General features: G+C 38.9%; 13 protein-coding genes. 6 read left to right on the top strand and 7 right to left on the bottom strand.

All coding sequences use genetic code 11. The features are described from left to right. Positions 1 to 137: 137 nt before the first annotated feature. Together J536_RS06845 and J536_RS06840 are read left to right on the top strand one after the other, a co-directional pair. Positions 138 to 869: a Bax inhibitor-1/YccA family membrane protein gene (locus J536_RS06845; protein ID WP_017385754.1), complete on the top strand. Its 732-nt coding sequence runs from the start codon at positions 138 to 140 to the stop codon at positions 867 to 869. Between the two features lie 137 nt (positions 870 to 1,006). Next, positions 1,007 to 1,810 (top strand): enoyl-ACP reductase FabI, encoded by an 804-nt coding sequence (locus J536_RS06840; RefSeq protein WP_023274323.1) that lies wholly within the window; start codon positions 1,007 to 1,009, stop codon positions 1,808 to 1,810. 68 nt (positions 1,811 to 1,878) lie between these two features. On the opposite strand, the gene J536_RS06835 is transcribed toward J536_RS06840, so the two are convergent. The 6 genes from J536_RS06835 to leuS all read right to left on the bottom strand — a co-directional run bounded on the left by J536_RS06835 (position 1,879) and on the right by leuS (position 10,910). After that, positions 1,879 to 3,273 carry an efflux transporter outer membrane subunit gene (locus tag J536_RS06835; RefSeq protein ID WP_080612982.1) on the bottom strand — a complete coding sequence of 465 codons (1,395 nt, stop codon included), beginning with the start codon at positions 3,271 to 3,273 and terminating at the stop codon, positions 1,879 to 1,881. 22 nt (positions 3,274 to 3,295) lie between these two features. Then, positions 3,296 to 5,290, bottom strand: coding sequence for a MacB family efflux pump subunit (locus J536_RS06830; RefSeq protein WP_017385757.1), 1,995 nt, complete (start codon positions 5,288 to 5,290; stop codon positions 3,296 to 3,298). Positions 5,291 to 5,292: 2 nt separating this feature from the next. Continuing rightward, on the bottom strand, positions 5,293 to 6,633 hold the full coding sequence (locus J536_RS06825) for a MacA family efflux pump subunit (protein WP_032062473.1): 1,341 nt from the start codon (positions 6,631 to 6,633) through the stop codon (positions 5,293 to 5,295). A 107-nt stretch (positions 6,634 to 6,740) separates the two neighbouring features. Next, on the bottom strand, positions 6,741 to 7,730 hold the full coding sequence (holA, locus tag J536_RS06820; RefSeq protein ID WP_017398822.1) for a DNA polymerase III subunit delta: 990 nt from the start codon (positions 7,728 to 7,730) through the stop codon (positions 6,741 to 6,743). An 18-nt stretch (positions 7,731 to 7,748) separates the two neighbouring features. After that, entirely contained in the window at positions 7,749 to 8,258 is a 510-nt protein-coding gene (lptE, locus tag J536_RS06815) for an LPS assembly lipoprotein LptE (RefSeq protein ID WP_002115142.1), read from the bottom strand. 27 nt (positions 8,259 to 8,285) lie between these two features. Next, entirely contained in the window at positions 8,286 to 10,910 is a 2,625-nt protein-coding gene (leuS, locus tag J536_RS06810; RefSeq protein WP_017482043.1) for a leucine--tRNA ligase, read from the bottom strand. A gap of 535 nt (positions 10,911 to 11,445) precedes the next feature. Between leuS and J536_RS06805 the strand changes: the two genes are divergently transcribed. The 4 genes from J536_RS06805 to J536_RS06790 all read left to right on the top strand — a co-directional run bounded on the left by J536_RS06805 (position 11,446) and on the right by J536_RS06790 (position 17,091). Continuing rightward, positions 11,446 to 13,170 (top strand): acetolactate synthase 3 large subunit, encoded by a 1,725-nt coding sequence (locus J536_RS06805; RefSeq protein ID WP_017482044.1) that lies wholly within the window; start codon positions 11,446 to 11,448, stop codon positions 13,168 to 13,170. Then, on the top strand, positions 13,170 to 13,661 hold the full coding sequence (ilvN, locus tag J536_RS06800; RefSeq protein WP_002114824.1) for an acetolactate synthase small subunit: 492 nt from the start codon (positions 13,170 to 13,172) through the stop codon (positions 13,659 to 13,661). Before J536_RS06805 ends, ilvN begins: the two co-directional genes overlap by 1 nt. Before the next feature lie 32 nt (positions 13,662 to 13,693). Beyond that, entirely contained in the window at positions 13,694 to 14,710 is a 1,017-nt protein-coding gene (gene ilvC / locus J536_RS06795) for a ketol-acid reductoisomerase (protein WP_002115094.1), read from the top strand. A gap of 326 nt (positions 14,711 to 15,036) precedes the next feature. Beyond that, positions 15,037 to 17,091, top strand: coding sequence for an EAL domain-containing protein (locus J536_RS06790; RefSeq protein ID WP_005066201.1), 2,055 nt, complete (start codon positions 15,037 to 15,039; stop codon positions 17,089 to 17,091). A 416-nt stretch (positions 17,092 to 17,507) separates the two neighbouring features. Here J536_RS06790 and J536_RS06785 read toward each other — a convergent pair whose 3' ends face one another. Beyond that, the gene (locus J536_RS06785; RefSeq protein WP_002117307.1) at positions 17,508 to 18,080 is read right to left on the bottom strand and encodes a TetR/AcrR family transcriptional regulator; all 573 of its coding nucleotides are present in this window, start codon (positions 18,078 to 18,080) and stop codon (positions 17,508 to 17,510) included. Positions 18,081 to 18,267: the final 187 nt, after the last annotated feature.

The raw sequence follows: 18,267 nt of genomic DNA, 5'->3' as shown, positions 1-18,267 counted from the left end.
TATAAAAGGGAGGCTCATGCCTCCTTTTTTATTGCATAAAGGACATTGTTACAATAATGCCGATCGCCTGATTTGGCTTTCATATTCATTTTGCTTAAAATGATGTTTTAAATTTTTATTATAAAAAGAGAGCATTTATGCAAAGTAATAACCCGATACTGACGCGTGTTGAAACGGTCAGTGACTATAGTCAACCGATGACTGTGCAAGGTGCGATTCAAAAATCTGTTATGTTGACTGTCATTGCAGCTGCGGTGGGTGTCGCTTTATTTTTCTATGCAGCCTTTACTGCAAATGTTGGTATTGCTTACGCGGCTTCAATTGTAGGTGCAATTGGTGGTTTGGTTTTAGCTTTAGTTACAACCTTTAAACCAACGACTGCGCCAACCTTGGCAATCCCGTATGCCTTATTTGAAGGGGCTTTTTTAGGTGGTATTTCGTTTACTTTCCAGTTGAAATACCCAGGTGTTCCACTTCAGGCTTTATTAGCAACTTTCGTTACGACTTTGGTGATGTTTGGTTTATATAAATTCCAAATTATCCGCGCAACTGAAAAGTTTAAGTCAGTTGTAATCTCTGCATCTTTAGCGATCTTTATTGTATTTATTGTGCAGATGGTCATGCGTTTAGCATTTGGTTCAAGTGTTCCTTATATTTTTGAAAGTAACTGGTTAGGCATTGGTTTTGCTGCATTCGTCGCAGTCATTGCTTCGCTTAATCTGATTTTAGATTTTGATTTAATCGAAACTAATGCAGCATATCGTGCACCAAAATTCATGGAATGGTTGTGTGGTATCGCATTACTTGCAACTTTAGTGTGGATGTATATTTCTTTCTTACGCTTACTGGGCTTATTGTCTGACGACTAAGATTGAATTCATCTAGAAGTCGCTCCTCATCAGGAGCGATTTTTTTTCGTGCGATTTTTGAAAAAAGATGCATTATGCAATTTCGAAAACCGCCGAATATTGGCATTATGCTTGAAATTGTTTTGAGTGAGATCGGCATGACACAAGGACTTTTAGCAGGTAAGCGCTTTTTGATTGCAGGCGTTGCTAGTAAATTATCAATTGCTTTTGGTATTGCCCAAGCATTACACCGTGAAGGTGCAGAGCTTGCATTTACTTATCCAAACGAAAAATTAAAAAAACGTGTGGATGAATTTGCTGAGCAATTCGGTTCTAAGCTTGTGTTTCCATGTGATGTTGCTGTTGATGCTGAAATTGATAATGCATTTGCAGAACTTGCAAAACATTGGGACGGCGTAGACGGTGTTGTGCACTCAATTGGCTTTGCACCTGCACACACGCTTGATGGTGACTTCACTGACGTGACTGACCGTGACGGTTTTAAAGTTGCTCATGACATCAGTGCATACAGCTTTATTGCAATGGCTCGTGCTGCAAAACCTTTATTACAAGCTCGCCAAGGTTGTTTATTGACTTTGACTTACCAAGGTTCTGAGCGCGTTATGCCTAACTATAACGTTATGGGTATGGCAAAAGCTTCTTTAGAAGCTGGTGTTCGCTATTTAGCATCAAGCCTTGGTGTTGATGGTATCCGTGTAAACGCGATTTCTGCGGGCCCAATCCGTACTTTAGCTGCTTCTGGTATTAAATCTTTCCGTAAAATGTTAGATGCCAATGAAAAAGTTGCGCCATTAAAACGTAACGTAACGATTGAAGAAGTTGGTAACGCCGCATTATTCCTATGCTCACCTTGGGCTTCAGGTATTACTGGTGAAATTCTATATGTAGATGCTGGTTTCAATACTGTAGGTATGAGCCAATCTATGATGGATGATGAATAAGTTTTAAAATTTATTCAGCCATAAAAAAGCCGTAGTTGAAGGACTACGGCTTTTTTAATTGGTACAAGTTATTGCTGCAGTTCTTTTACAGGGGAACCACCTAAAGCTTGCATGAGGGTGACATACGCGTTGTATTGGCTTTGCTTGGTTTCAACGAGGCTTAAGCGAGCAGTACGTGTGGTTTGCTGTGCATCGAGAAGAGCCTTTAATGCAACAGCACCATAGCGATAACGGACTTCGGTTAAACGTTCAGTTTTTTCTGCAAGTTCAACATTACGTTCTTGTAACGCTACTTGTTTGTCGAGTTCGGTACGACTCGATAAAGCATTTTCGACATCAGCAAAAGCCTGATAAAGCGTTTGACGATATTGAATAATCGCTTTTTCATAATCCAGATTACTAATCGCGATATCTTTCTTCATATCGTTATATTGCAAAAATGGTAAGCTTAAACTTGCACCAAGCGTGAGAGCAGGGTTACGTAATAACTCCGTTAACGATGTGCTGCTTGAGCCTAGACTGCTGGTTAAGCTAATCGAAGGGTAGTAGCTCGCCTTAGTAGCATCTTTAGTTGCTAATGCTTTTCTTAAGCGGAGCTCACTTGCTTGCAAATCAGGTCGGCGCGATAAAATGTCGGCAGGTAAGCCAGCACCAATTGCAGGTAGAGCAGTGCGTGGTAAACGCTTTGGCTCTTGAATGTTTAATTGCTGCAATGGTTCATGCAATAGCACTGCAATAGCCGTACGTGTTTCAACCAGTTGTTGTTCAATCTGGCTTAAACTCGCTTTCTGGCTTTGTACTGATTGTTCTGCTTGAGTCAGATCTACACCTGAAACGGCACCAGCTTTATATTGAATCTGTACTAAGTCATAAAGCTTTTGAGAGGTTGCTAGACTTTGCTGGGCAGTTGTGTAGCGCTCATTTAAATAACCGAGTTGCCAATAGAGTTTGGCAGTGGTTGCAATTAAACTTTGCCCCGTGGCTTGTAAGTCTTGTTCTGTCGCTAAAGCTTCCCATTTACTTGCTTCGGTTTGGCGGGCAAGCTTGCCAAACAAATCAAGCTCATAGCTTACCCCAGCACTCATGGAAAGACCTTTAGCACTGTCATCTCCCGAATTTAAATCGAAAGAATGTCCTGTAGAAACACTAGAGCTCGTTCGCAAGCCTTGTTTGTTAGCGGTTAAGTCAGCTTGTAGACGGGCTTGCTTTAAGGTAATACCAGCAACAGCCAAATCGCTATTACGTTCTAATACGTTGTTTACGAGTTGGTTGAGCTGTGCGTCGTTAAAAAGCGTCCACCAACGATCAGAGTATTGATCGGCAGACATGGTTTTTGTTTTTGTTGTGTCATACTGAAAACTACCCGGAACTTGTACCGCAGGCGTTTCATAAGGTGTTTTTACTACAGCTGCACATCCTACAAGAGAACCTGTGAGAAGAAGTGCTGTGCTGAGTTTAGTCATAGAGAAAGACATGCAATTTTCCTTATTCTCGAGATAGTGCGGCAACAGGGTCAAGCTTCGCGGCATTCTTGGCTGGTAAGAAACCAAAAACGACCCCAATCAGTGTTGAACAGACAAAGGCTGCAATAATTGAGGTGCTTGAATAAGCCACACTAAAGTTACCACCAGCAAATTTATTAATAAGTTGCCCAAGGCCAAGCGATAGTAAGACGCCAAGCACACCACCAATTAAACACACCAAAATTGCTTCAATCAGGAATTGCTGCAAAATATCACTTTGACGCGCACCTACGGCCATACGTACACCAATTTCTTGAGTACGTTCAGTCACCGAAACCAACATAATATTCATTACCCCGATACCACCAACGACCAATGAAATTACGGCAATTGCTGAAACCAGAAGGGTCATTGTGCTAGTTGTTTTCTCAATGGTTTGACGGATACTGTCACTGTTCATAGTGAAAATATCTTGTGCACCATGGCGCTGTGTTAATAAATTTACAATCGCATTTTCTGCGGCAGCAGTTGAATATTTGTCATTAATACGAACCACGATATTACGGACATGGGTTTGCCCCAGCATACGGCTCATCACGGTTGTATAAGGCATATAGACATTTAAAGTGTCATCTGAGCCCATGCCACTCGTTTGCGGTTCTACAATGCCAATAATACGAGCTGGTACACTACCGAGTAACACTACTTGACCGATAGGGTTGGTACCGTCACTAAAGAACTGTTTTTGAGTATTGGTATCAATGACTACATCCTGTGAGCGATCACGAACACTACGTTGATCAAAAGTTTGTCCATCTTTAAAGACCAAACCTTTCACATCGAAATAATCGTTACTCACACCATTAATGGTCGCGTTAGCTTCATTTTGTTGATAACGCATGGTTTTGGATGTGCTGACGATTGGGCTTACTGCACTGACATACGGTTGAGTCATTAACGCATCGGCATCGGCAGGGACCAAGGTTTTAAAACTTGCAGTTTTAGAGTTGTCACCAAAACCACGGCCCTGAAACACGGTAATTGTATTTGTTCCCAGACTGCTAATATTGCTTAAAATTTGCTGTTGAGAGCCTTTACCTAGCGCGACAACCGTAACAACCGATGCAATACCAATAATGATCCCAAGCATGGTTAAAAAAGTACGCATGCGGTGGGCATTCATAGACAGTAAAGCCATTTGAAAGGCTTCAGATAAACGGTCTAAAGTAGAACGCCATGCAGAAATACTTTTGCCTTTCTTCTGTTTACCTTGCAAAGCAGGCGCCGCATCAGGATCAGTCTTGATTGGTTCGGCTGCTTGATCTGGGACATTAGGACGGTCACTAATAATTTCTCCATCACTAATCTCGATAATACGAGTCGCATTTTTTGCAACTTGCATATCATGGGTGACTAAAATAATAGTGTGACCTGCAGCATTGAGTTCACGCAAGATACGCATCACCTCAACACCACTATGAGAGTCGAGTGCCCCCGTCGGTTCATCTGCCAGAATAACGTCACCGCCATTCATCAGCGCACGGGCAATAGAAACACGTTGCTGCTGACCACCAGAGAGCTGGCTTGGTCTATTAAGTGTTTTAGTGCCTAACCCTAATTCGGTCAGTAAAGCCGTTGCACGTTGTTTACGCTCAGAAGGCGTAACACCTGCATAAACAGCTGGAACTTCAACGTTACCCTCAGCAGATAAATCACCCAGTAAATGGTAGCGCTGGAAAATAAAACCAAAATATTCACGACGTAGTCGAGCGAGTTGATCTGGCTCAAGTTTACCTGTTTCTTGTCCATTGACTTTGTAACTACCACTCGTAGGTCGGTCCAAACAACCCAGAATATTCATGAGGGTCGATTTACCAGAACCCGACTGGCCGACAATGGCAACCAGTTCACCTTCATAAATGGTCAGATCAATGCCTTTTAAAATTTGTATCGTGCTTTCGCCAGCAGGGAATTCCCGGACTAGATTGCTGACTTCAAGCAAAGCTTGTTTTGTCATGCTTACATTCCCATTGGGCCACTACGGCGACGGTTATTACTACTATTTGCTGATGCAGCAGAAGTATCGGCACTATCGGCAATGACAACTTGATCACCTTGTTTTAAGCCCGCAAGAACTTGCGCATTTACACGGTTGTTAATGCCAACCAAAATTTGAGTTGGTTTAGTTGTGCCATCAGCTTGTAATACGCGTACAACACTTAACGTCAATTTACCTTGTTCAACCAGTTGTTTTTGTTCAGCAGTCAAGTTTAGGCGTTGTAGACGAGCTCCGTTTCCTTGAGATTTTTTAGCTGCTTCAGGTGAAGAACTTGATTTATCAGAGGATTGGCCTGATTTTCTTTGACCTGAAAATTGTTTAGAACTCAGTGCTGATGATGGAACGAGTAGAGCATTTTTAGCTGAATTTAATACGATATAAACTTGTGCAGTCATATCAATACGCAATTTACCATCGGTATTTGGCACATCGAATAAGGCATTGTAGTAAACAGCCGAACTGGTTGTTGAGCTTGTTGTACTTGTTGATTCGCTAGAAATTGAGTCAGGAGCAGGCTCAATTTGACGTAAAGTTGCGTAGCGTTTAGTTTCATCACCTAAGGTTGTAAAGTAAACTTGTTGTCCTTTTTCAACTTTCATAATGTCAGCTTCACTGACTTGTGCCTTAATCGTCATGTTTTGTAATTTTGCAATTTTGACGATTGTTGGTGCGCTTTGGTTTGCGTTTACGGTTTGGCCTTCTTCAGTCACAATCGCGACAACCGTTCCATCAGTTGGAGCAACAATACGTGTGTAACCAATGTTGGTTTGTGCCGTAGATTTTGTCACTTTTGCAGATTCAATCTGTGCATCTAATGCTTTAATTTGCGCCTGAGCTGTTTTATAGCTTGCCTCAGCCGATTCTAAATCTGCACGAGGCGTTGCATCTTGCGCATACATTTGTTGCTGACGGAGGTATTCAAGTTGTTTTTCGTTTAAAGAAGCAACTTGTTGAAGGCGCTGCGCTTCTAAATTTTTAATATTCGCATCAGAAGTTTTTAAACTATTTTCTTGGGTGGTTGAGTCAATTTGTGCGATAAGTTGACCTTGTTTCACTTGATCGCCCAACTGTACATACATCTTTTTGACCTGACCAGATACCTGTGCACCCACACTAATCAGTTTGGTTGCATCAAGTGTACCTGTTGCAAGGACATTATTTTCAATATCTCCGCGTGTTACCTCAGCTGTAATATATTGAGGCTGCTGCTCTTTAGGCTTTAAAAATTTCCAAGCTAATACAGCAATAACTGCTATACAGAGGATAATAATAACAAGTTTGATTGGCTTTATTTTTGGCATGGTGAGAGGTCGAAAAGTTTAAAATTTAATTTAGTATAAAAGCGAAATGAGGATAAAACGTGAATTTTTATTATATTTCAAGAATGAAGAAAAATGATTCCGCCGAATTATTGTATAAATAGCGTTTTACCACATAATTCAGCAATGGCCTGCTGCATCAAATGTTGGGCATTTTCATTCGACATTCCTTTAATTGCCGCATCAACTTGCAATAGAAGGGTAGACCAGCCTAAAAACTGTTGAGGATTTAATCTTCTTAAAGCTTGTTGATATAAACCAACCTTTGTTTTCCAGATACCAAGTTGTAATGCATTATGAGGCTGCTCAAATAATTGCATCAATAAACGCATTTCTTTACTTAAAGTCCATAAAATTAGACTTTCTGGTTCGCCAGCAGCAATTAAATATTGAAAAATTTTAATGGATTGAGCGAGATTACCTTCTAATAGCGCGTCGCTTAAATCGTAAGTGGTATAACGAGATTGATCTTGTAGACAAGCATATAACTGTTCAATTTGAATCAGTTGTTGGTCTGGAAAAGTATCTCTTACACGCATCAAGCTATTCTTAGCTGCGAGCAAATTATGTTCATGATGCTGCATGAGCCATTGCCAGGCATCATTATCGAGTTGAATTTCAAGTTTCTCTGCTTCGGCAGATAAAATTCTTTGGCGGTCTTGCGGATAGTTTGCCGTTAGGGCAACAACAACACCATTTGCTTCCACAACTTGGAAAAAAGCAGACTTTAAGCTACTACTATCTTGCTTAGGTAAAACAATTAAAAGCAGGTTAGTTTCATTATGTTGAATATAGCTTTTAAGCTGTTTTAGTCCATTTGCGTCAGGCTTTATATTGCCATGCACTTCAATGGCAAGCTGCTGAGAAAATAAAGATAAGCTGTTAAGAGCGTTAAAAACATTCTTCCAGTCGCTCACGCTACTAATATCATAGCGCTGTCTTTCAACTTCTTGTTGTTGCCAACTTTTACGAAAAGCATCTAATAAATTTTGTTCCAGTAAAGGTTCTTGGCCATGTAAAATCCACGCACCCCGTGCTTCCGGAATGCGTTTTAAGGCTTGTAAATAGTCAATTTTCATTGCTGGTAAAAATAAAGATTAAGGCTGAGCTTTTGGTAAACGGTTTGCTGAAATCTGACGAGTAATTTGCTGTGCAATGTCATCGATCACAATACGTTGCAAATAAGATTCTTGCTGATTTTCGGTGTTAACCGTTGCAAGATCATATTGGTAACTACGAGATGCAGTTAATGAACGTGGTTCAGTAATTTTATTACCCTGACGGTCTTCAATCTGGAAGGTTACGGTTAAGCGTAATAATACTTCCGTTAGTTTTCCATTTAAAAGCTGACGACGTGGTGTGTACTCTAAAACACGGAGTACGTAGGCATCATTATCATTGCTGAATTGAACACCATTTGCAGCTAAATAAACTTTTAACTGGGTTTCTAAATCATCAGTTTTAGCTGGTAACTCAAGGCTTAATTTTTTATAAACAAGCGGAGTTGCAGTCGGGTTGGTTCCTTTTAAATGAAATCCACACCCGACTAAGCCTGCACTAAGGCCTAAGGTCAAAACAACAGCGGCTAAACGTTTGGCAAAGTGCATGCTTGATCCTCTCATTAATAACTTTAATTAAACCACGAGGTTAACTAATTTATTTGGAACCACAATTTCTTTCTTTGTTGGTCCTGTTAAGAATTGTTGAACTTCTGGAAGAGCTTTAGCTTGAGCTAATAGATCTTCTTTAGAAATATCAACCGAAACTTCAAGTTTACCGCGAAGTTTACCGTTAACCTGTACAACAATCGTTTGTGTATTACGAGTTAATGCAGAAGCATCGACTTCAGGGAATGTCGCTTCTGTTACATCTGTACCAAACTGAGCCAATAATGTTTGACTTAAATGTGGTGCAAATGGAGCAAGTAAAGTTAACAGTGTGGTGATCGCTTCACGTTCTACAGCAACGTCATTATCATCTTTTGCTTCAAACTTGTTGCTCGCATTTAACAATTCCATCAAAGCAGCAATCGCAGTATTGAATGCATGACGACGTTCGATATCATCACTTACTTTTTGAATAGTTTCGTGTGTTTTGCGACGTAAATCTTGAGCGTCTTTAGACAAGTTAGCTGCATCAATCGTAGAAGCTTGGTTGCCCTTTTCAAGGAAGCTCGCTACAAGGCGCCACACACGTTTTAAGAAACGGTTTGCACCTTCAACACCTGCATCAGACCATTCTAAAGATTGATCTGGTGGAGCAGCGAACATCATAAATACACGTGCTGTATCTGCGCCGTATTGATCAATAATCGCTTGTGGGTCGATACCGTTGTTTTTCGACTTAGACATTTTTTCTTGTCCGCCGATCACAACTTCTTGACCGTCACCTGAATATTTTGCAGAAAGAATACGACCTTTTTCATCGCGTTCTAATTCGATATCAGCAGGGTTAAACCAAGTCTTCTTACCATTTTCTGCTTCACGATAGAATGTATCCGCAAGCACCATGCCTTGAGTTAACAAGTTGGTAAATGGTTCATTACCTTGTACTACACCTTCATCACGCATTAATTTGTGGAAGAAACGTGCATAAAGTAAGTGAAGAATCGCGTGTTCAACACCACCAATATATTGGTTTACAGGAAGCCAGTTTTGAGCAGCTTCAGGTTTCACCATTCCGCCAGTGAAGTCTGGAGACGCATAGCGTGCGTAGTACCAAGATGACTCTACAAATGTATCCAATGTATCTGTTTCACGGCGTGCATCGCCACCACAACAAGGACATTTCGTTTCATAGAATTCAGGCATTTTATTAAGCGGGTTACCTGAACCATCTGGAACAACGTCAGTTGGTAATACAACTGGAAGCTGGTCTTCTGGAACTGTGACTTGACCACAAGTATCACAGTTAATCATTGGAATTGGACAACCCCAGTAACGTTGACGAGAAACACCCCAGTCACGTAAACGGAATTGAACTTTAGAATTTGCTAAACCTTGTGGTTCTAATTTTGCAAGGAATGCATCAAATGCAGCTTGGAATTCTAAACCATCAAACTCACCAGAGTTAACAAGTTTACCTTCTTTAGAACCGTACCATTCTTGCCACTCAATTGCAGAGTAGTCTGCATCGTCACCGCCTTTGGCATCAATTACTTGCTTAATAGGCAAGTTGAACTTGTTGGCAAATTCGAAGTCACGTTCGTCATGCGCTGGTACAGCCATCACTGCGCCAGAACCGTAAGACATTAATACGTAGTTTGCGATCCAGACAGGAAGCTCTTCACCAGTTACAGGATGCTTTACAAACAAACCTGTCGCCATGCCTTTTTTCTCGGCTGTTGCCAAGTCCGCTTCTGCAACTGAACCCATGCGGCACTCTTCAATGAATGCAGCCAATTCAGGGTTCTTTTCAGCCGCTTTAAGCGCAAGAGGGTGTTCTGCTGCAACGGCAACATATGTCACGCCCATAAGCGTGTCAGCACGTGTTGTATAAACAGTTAAGCCATCAGCATAAATTTCGGTATTGGCAGATGGGAAAGTAATTTCCATGCCTGTAGAGCGACCAATCCAGTTACGTTGCATGGTCAACACTTGTTGAGGCCAGCCGTCTTGTAGGGTGTCTAGGTCGTCTAATAATTCTTGTGCATAGTCAGTAATACGGAAGTAGTACATTGGAATATCGCGTTTTTCAACCAATGCACCAGAACGCCATCCGCGACCATTTTCAACTTGTTCGTTTGCTAAAACAGTTTGGTCAACTGGATCCCAGTTTACTGTTGAAAGTTTACGGTAGATCAGGCCTTTTTTATAAAGCTGAACAAATAACCATTGTTCCCAGTGATAATACTCTGGTGTACAAGTTGCAAATTCACGATCCCAATCTACAGATAGACCTAATTTTTTTAATTGGTCACGCATGTACGCAATGTTTTCAAATGTCCATTTTGCCGGAGCAACTTTATGGGCAATTGCTGCGTTTTCCGCAGGTAAACCGAATGCATCCCAACCCATAGGTTGTAATACAGTTTCACCTTTTAAACGGTAAAAACGGCTAATCACATCGCCAATTGTATAGTTACGCACATGCCCCATATGCAGCTTGCCGCTTGGGTAAGGAAACATCGACAGGATGTAACGATGTTTACCTTCGACAGTGTCGGCAACTTTAAAGACTTTACGATTTTCCCAATCTTGTTGAACTGATGGTTCAATCGTGTTTGCTTGATATTCGGGGTCAATGTGAGAAATAGTCATAGACGTAAGCTATACAACAAAAATTGATATTAAAGATTGTTGCACAGCATAGCGCAAAATCGACAAAAATGCAGTTTTGGGATGGATTTATTTTCCGTTAAAAATTAAACAAGAATAAACCTGAAAAAAGCGGGGTAGTCATAAAAAAAGAAAAGTGGAAAAATCAAATAAGATGAAAAAATAGTCAGTTAAAAAATAATCATAGAAAAGTGTTTCTTTAATCTTGACTTTAGTGAATTAAACAACAAAAATGCTTCCTTTAGTTTTATATGCGATTATTTGATCACCCTTCGAATAACCGTCATGTTTTGTAATAGACATTCTCTCTAGCCGAGAGATTGATTTTACTTAAAGTATGTATATCCAGACATGCTTTATTAATGTTAAAAAAGCTTATACGGCTGAAAAACAGAAATTTTTCTATTGCAACGAAAACTAGACAATATGTGTGCTATAACAGTGCAGACAATTCAATGAATGAAACACTATTTGTGCCTTCCATAAATAGTGATAAAGATTTTTAGGGTGAATCACGTTGGAACTTTTATCTGGTGGTGAAATGCTCGTTCGTGCTCTTGCGGACGAAGGCGTTGAACATGTTTTTGGTTATCCAGGCGGCGCTGTATTACATATTTATGATGCGCTATTTCAACAAGACAAAATTAATCATTACCTCGTACGTCATGAACAAGCTGCTGGTCATATGGCAGATGCTTACTCGCGTGCTACAGGTAAGACTGGCGTAGTACTGGTCACTTCTGGACCTGGCGCAACTAATACTGTGACTCCAATTGCAACAGCTTATATGGACTCAATCCCAATGGTGATTTTGTCTGGCCAGGTTGCATCACATCTTATTGGTGAAGACGCTTTCCAAGAAACTGATATGGTAGGTATTTCACGTCCTATCGTGAAACACAGCTTCCAAGTTCGTCATGCAAGCGAAATTCCTGCAATTATCAAAAAAGCATTTTATATCGCAGCAAGTGGTCGCCCTGGTCCAGTTGTAGTCGATATTCCTAAAGATGCAACAAATCCTGCAGAAAAATTTGCATACGAATATCCTGAAAAAGTGAAGATGCGTTCTTATCAGCCACCTTCACGTGGTCATTCTGGCCAAATTCGTAAAGCAATTGATGAGCTTTTAAGTGCAAAACGCCCTGTAATTTATACGGGTGGTGGTGTTGTTCAAGGTAATGCATCAGCATTATTGACTGAACTCGCACATTTACTAGGTTATCCAGTAACTAACACACTTATGGGCCTTGGTGGCTTCCCTGGTGATGATCCACAATTCGTGGGTATGTTAGGTATGCACGGTACTTATGAAGCAAATATGGCGATGCATAATGCTGACGTCATTCTTGCAATTGGTGCGCGTTTTGATGACCGAGTAACCAATAACCCAGCAAAATTCTGTGTGAATGCTAAAGTTATTCATATTGATATTGATCCGGCGAGCATTTCAAAAACAATTATGGCGCACATTCCAATTGTAGGGGCAGTTGAGCCTGTACTTCAGGAAATGTTGACGCAATTGAAACAATTAAATGTGTCTAAGCCAAACCCTGAAGCAATTGCTGCGTGGTGGGATCAAATTAATGAATGGCGTAAAGTTCATGGTTTAAAGTTTGAAACCCCGACCGATGGCACAATGAAGCCACAGCAAGTTGTTGAAGCTTTATATAAAGTCACTAACGGTGACGCCATCATCACTTCAGATGTGGGCCAACACCAAATGTTTGGTGCGTTGTATTACAAATACAAACGTCCACGTCAATGGATTAACTCAGGCGGATTGGGCACCATGGGCGTAGGTTTACCTTATGCAATGGCTGCGAAGCTCGCTTTCCCAGATCAACAAGTTGTTTGTATTACTGGTGAAGCTTCAATTCAAATGTGTATTCAAGAGCTTTCAACGTGTAAGCAATATGGCATGAATGTGAAGATCTTGTGCTTGAATAACCGTGCTTTAGGTATGGTGAAGCAGTGGCAAGATATGAACTATGAGGGCCGTCACTCAAGCTCATACGTTGAATCATTGCCTGATTTTGGCAAGTTAATGGAAGCTTATGGTCACGTTGGTATCCAGATTGATCATGCTAATGAACTAGAGTCGAAGCTTGCTGAAGCAATGGCGATTAATGATAAATGTGTATTCATTAATGTCATGGTTGATCGCACGGAACATGTTTATCCAATGCTGATCGCAGGTCAGTCTATGAAGGATATGTGGTTAGGTAAAGGGGAGCGTACATAATGAGACATATTATTTCTGTACTCGTTGAAAACGAAGCTGGTGCGCTTTCTCGCCTTGTTGGTTTATTTAGCCAACGTGGATATAACATTGAAACACTGAATGTTGCGCCAACCGAAGACCCAACTTTGTCACGCTTAACATTAACAACTTATGGTGATGACCATAAGATTGAACAGATTACAAAGCAGCTCAATAAACTTGTTGAAGTTGTAAAAGTAGTTGATTTATCAGAAGGTTCACACATTGAGCGTGAACTGATGCTGATTAAAGTAAAAGCGTTAGGTGCTTCACGTGCTGAAATTAAGCGAACGGCGGATATTTTCCGTGCGCAGATTGTAGACGTGACACCAACTACCTATACCATTCAAATAGCAGGGACAACTGAAAAATTAGATGGTTTTATCGATGCGCTTGCAGAAAACACTATTCTAGAAGTCGTTCGTTCAGGTGTATCTGGTATCGCCCGTGGCGAAAAAGTATTAGCCATTTAATTTTTTAAAAAGTATTTTAGCGGAGAACACAAATGCAAATTTTTTACGATAAAGACTGTGACTTATCAATCATCCAAGGCAAGAAAGTAGCGATTATTGGTTACGGTTCTCAAGGTCATGCTCATGCACTTAACCTTAAAGACTCAGGCGTAGACGTAACTGTAGGTTTACGTGCAGATTCAGCTTCTTGGAAGAAAGCTGAAAATGCAGGTCTTAAAGTTGCAGAAGTTCCTGCTGCTGTTAAGCAAGCTGACCTCGTAATGATTTTGACTCCAGATGAATTCCAATCACAACTTTACCGTGACGTGATTGAGCCAAACATCAAAGAAGGCGCGACTCTTGCATTTGCTCATGGTTTCTCTGTTCTTTACAACCAAGTTGTTCCACGTAAAGATTTAGACGTAATCATGGTTGCTCCAAAAGCACCTGGTCACACTGTACGTTCAGAGTTCCAACGTGGTTCAGGTGTTCCTGACCTAATCGCAATTCACCAAGATGCTTCTGGTAATGCACGTAACGTTGCTCTTTCTTATGCTTCTGGCGTAGGCGGCGGCCGTACAGGTATTATCGAAACTTCATTCCGTGAAGAAACTGAAACTGACTTATTCGGTGAGCAAGCAGTTCTTTGTGGTGGTGCGGTTGAATTAGTGAAAATGGGCTTCGAAACTTTAGTTGAAGCTGGTTATGCACCAGAAATGGCTTACTTCGAATGTTTACACGAACTTAAATTGATCGTTGACTTAATGTTCGAGGGTGGTATCGCTGACATGAACTACTCAGTATCTAACAATGCTGAGTACGGCGAATATGTAACTGGTGTTGAAGTAATCAACGAACAATCTCGTGAAGCAATGCGTAATGCATTGAAACGTATTCAATCTGGTGAGTACGCTAAGATGTTCATTCAAGAAGGTGCGTTAAACTACCCATCTATGACTGCTCGTCGTCGTCAAAATGCTGCACATGGTATTGAAGTAACTGGTAATAAGTTGCGTGCAATGATGCCATGGATTCAAGCAAACAAAATCGTAGACAAAGAAAAGAACTAATTTTCTTTATCTAACGCTTTAAAAGAACCCTGCTTTAAGCAGGGTTCTTTATTTATACTATTTTATTTGAATGCGAAAATTGCGATTAGGTCAACTTGACTAGATTAAATAAATTCTATATTTTTCATATAATTGGCTGCTTAATTTTTATTTACTTTATTGATTTATAAAGTAAAAAATACTTGACCAAAAGATAGATAATGTTATTGTTTATAACTGACTGAATAAGTCAAATTTACTAAAATTTCTTTAACATGTTTAATTGTATTTTGGGCAATGAGTTGAACAAAATAAAAAAAAGTATTGAATAATCATGGAAGTCCAATATGGGTCATGTTGATTACGATAGCACATTGATCGTCGGCTCTTTTATTGCAGCTGGCTTCATTTGTTATATTGTAATTTCCATGGAGCAGCTAATATTCAAGCAAGTCTATAAGAAATTTGAGTCCTTAATTTTATTTATTAATGGATTGCTACTCGCCTTAGCAATTAGCATCGTCCATATTGTTGGTATACAAGCTTATCATCTGTTTGATACTGCTCACTCTAATATTCCTTTAATTGCAATTTCTTATGCCATTAGTGCATTGTTATCTTGCATTGCGATGTGGTTGACTTCGCGTTTTACGCTCCCTTTATTTAGACTCATTTTGAGCTCGATTATTATGGGAATCGGAATTTCAGCTTCATATTACATTAGCATGTTGGGCTGGAATATTAATGTTTATAAAAAAGATTACACTTCGTTTTTACTTTTATTTTCTGTATTAATTGCAATGAGTGGTTCAGGGCTAGCGTTTTTACTCGCCTATAAATTAAAAGACACTGAACGCTATCGCTTAACTTTAAAAATCGCATTTTCGGTTATGATGACCTTAAGTATTATGGGGATGCACTACACAGCGCTTATTGCGACGAATATTACTGATAAATTTATTAGCCAATATCAGGCTGAGCATGACTTATTATTATTTACAATTATTCTAGTCACCTGTTTGGTACTCGTAGCAAGTTTTATTGTTGCAATGTTAGAGCAACGCCTTACTCAACAGAATTTAGAGCTGCGTAAGGCAAATAAAGAATTAGCTAACCTATCTATACAAGACAATTTAACCAAATTACCTAACCGCCTTTATTTAGTGGATTATGCTGAAGTATTACTTTCAGATCATCGATACAAAGACCAGAAAATTGCTTTCTTATATATTGATTTAGACCGATTTAAATCGGTGAATGATGCATTTGGACATCATGTGGGTGATCAATTACTTATTCAGATGGCGAACCGCTTACATTGGCAACTCAATGAGAAGTGCAAACTACTTAGAATTGGCGGTGATGAGTTTTTACTTATTGCTGAAAATACAAATGCCGATGAAGCAGTTATTTTGGCTGAGAAAGTTTTACAGCTGATTCAAGAGAGTTATCAGATTTCTGGTAAAGAAATTAATATCTCTGCAAGCTTAGGAGTGGCACTATTTCCTGAGCATGGACAAAATGTTCAGGACTTACTCATGAACGCTGATGCCGCGATGCTCATGTCTAAAGAACAAGGCCGAAATACTTACACCATCTTTAGTTATTCAACCCACCAACAAGAAACGAGAAGTCAGTCAAAACTGATCAATGATCTTTATAAGGCCGTAGAAGAAAAGCAGTTCATCCTATATTACCAACCAAAATTTAATACGAATCTTGAGGTCTGTGGTGTTGAAGCATTAATCCGTTGGAATCATCCAGCTTTAGGAATACTCACACCGCATATGTTTATAGAAGGTGCAGAAAAAACGGGTTTGATCATTCCAATGGGATATTGGGCACTTGAGCAAGCTTGCCTGCAAATTCAAGAGTGGGAACGCAGTAACACCCCATTTTATCCAGTCGCAGTGAATTTATCGGCCTTACAGTTTGAAAATAAAAAATTATTTAGTACGCTCGAAGCATTGTTAAAAAAATATCAAATTCAACCCCATCACTTAATTGTTGAGATTACTGAATCAACAGCAATGCGGCATATTGATTTAAGTATTCGAGCTTGTGAGCGACTACGTGATATGGGCATTCGAGTCGCAATTGATGATTTTGGAACAGGCCATTCAAGCTTTTTATATTTAAAAGATTTACCTGTAGATGAATTGAAAATTGATCGTGGTTTTATCGTTGACTTAAAACCAGGCTCAAAAGAAGAAGTTATATTAGAAAGTATAATACATTTAGCTAAAAAGTTAGGTTTAACCGTAACAGCGGAAGGGGTGGAAACTCAACAGCAAGTTGAAATTTTAACCCGTTTAGGTTGTCAGCAATTTCAGGGGTATTTATTAGGAATGCCTGTTCACGTCGATCAACTGATTGAATCTCAAGGTGCTCACTTCGCTTAATCTTTTCTATATCGATTTTTAAACCTAATATTTCCTTTTAATTTTATCTTTAAAGAACAATTAATTAAAATAAATTTATCTTCTAAAAAACACCTATATATTTGTAGTAGTGAATAGTATTAGCTTCTCAGTTAGTTGAGTATTTTACATATAATAATTTATGAATATATACTGCGAGTATAAAGTATTACTAACAAATTGATGTTTATATTTTATAGAATATAAGGAGTAAAAAGAATTATTATAAAATATTGTGAAGTTTATATAATAATTGGAATTAATGAGGATGAAGCTAAATAGAAATATTAATTTTTAAGGTTTGGATAAATTTTGGGTGGAGTTGGAGATTAGACTCCACCGAATTAAAAAATACTTTTTATCTTTATTAAAATATAACTATTTAATTAATTTATAAATTAAATAGTTGCATACTCTCGAACTGTTTCTAATTCAATAATTTTGTTTATATAAGACCACGTTTGTTCTGGATTAATCTTTCCTTTATTTATAGTGCCATCAATAATGATTCCATCTACAATGTTAAGAAAGAGCCCTGTTAGGATTTTTGTGTTTTCTACTTCTAACTCTGAAAGAGCTGAGAAAACTAATGAGTAAATCCACTCCCGATACTCATTAATTTGATGCTTAATAGAAGGGTACAATTGCATGACTTCTATTGTCGCTTTTTTAAATAAGCAGCCATTAAAGTCATCTGTATTAATCCAATCGATATACCAATTAAATATCTTTTTTAATTTAATCAATGGGTTGTTGGTATTTTTTATTTTTTCCAATATTGAATATTGGATCTCTAAATTTCTTTTATAAAGACATTCTTCAATTAAGGCTTCTTTAGAAGAAAAGTATTTATAAAAAGTCATTTTTGCAACATTTGACTCAGCAATAATGCGATCAACACCAATAGAAGTATAGCTTTTTTGGTTAAAGAGGGATGTTGCTGTTGTTATAATAGTTTCTCTTTTTGTCATCGGGTTCCCCGTTGCGGATATTTTTTGATTAACTTTGCTATTGTAAAGTGTATAAGCTTAAATAAAACTTATTTTATAGTATTTAAAAAATTATATTTATTCAATAGCTTGGTTGATTTAAAAAACAACATATTATATATTTAATTGGTAATAGTTTACTTTTTTAAATATTATTAATTAATCCGTT

It is taken from the genome of Acinetobacter sp. 809848, assembly GCF_000581275.1.
In the GTDB taxonomy this organism is placed as follows: Bacteria; Pseudomonadota; Gammaproteobacteria; order Pseudomonadales; family Moraxellaceae; genus Acinetobacter; species Acinetobacter pittii.
The sequence above is the reverse complement of the archived record's forward strand: the minus strand, read 5'-3'. Positions and strand labels throughout refer to the sequence as shown.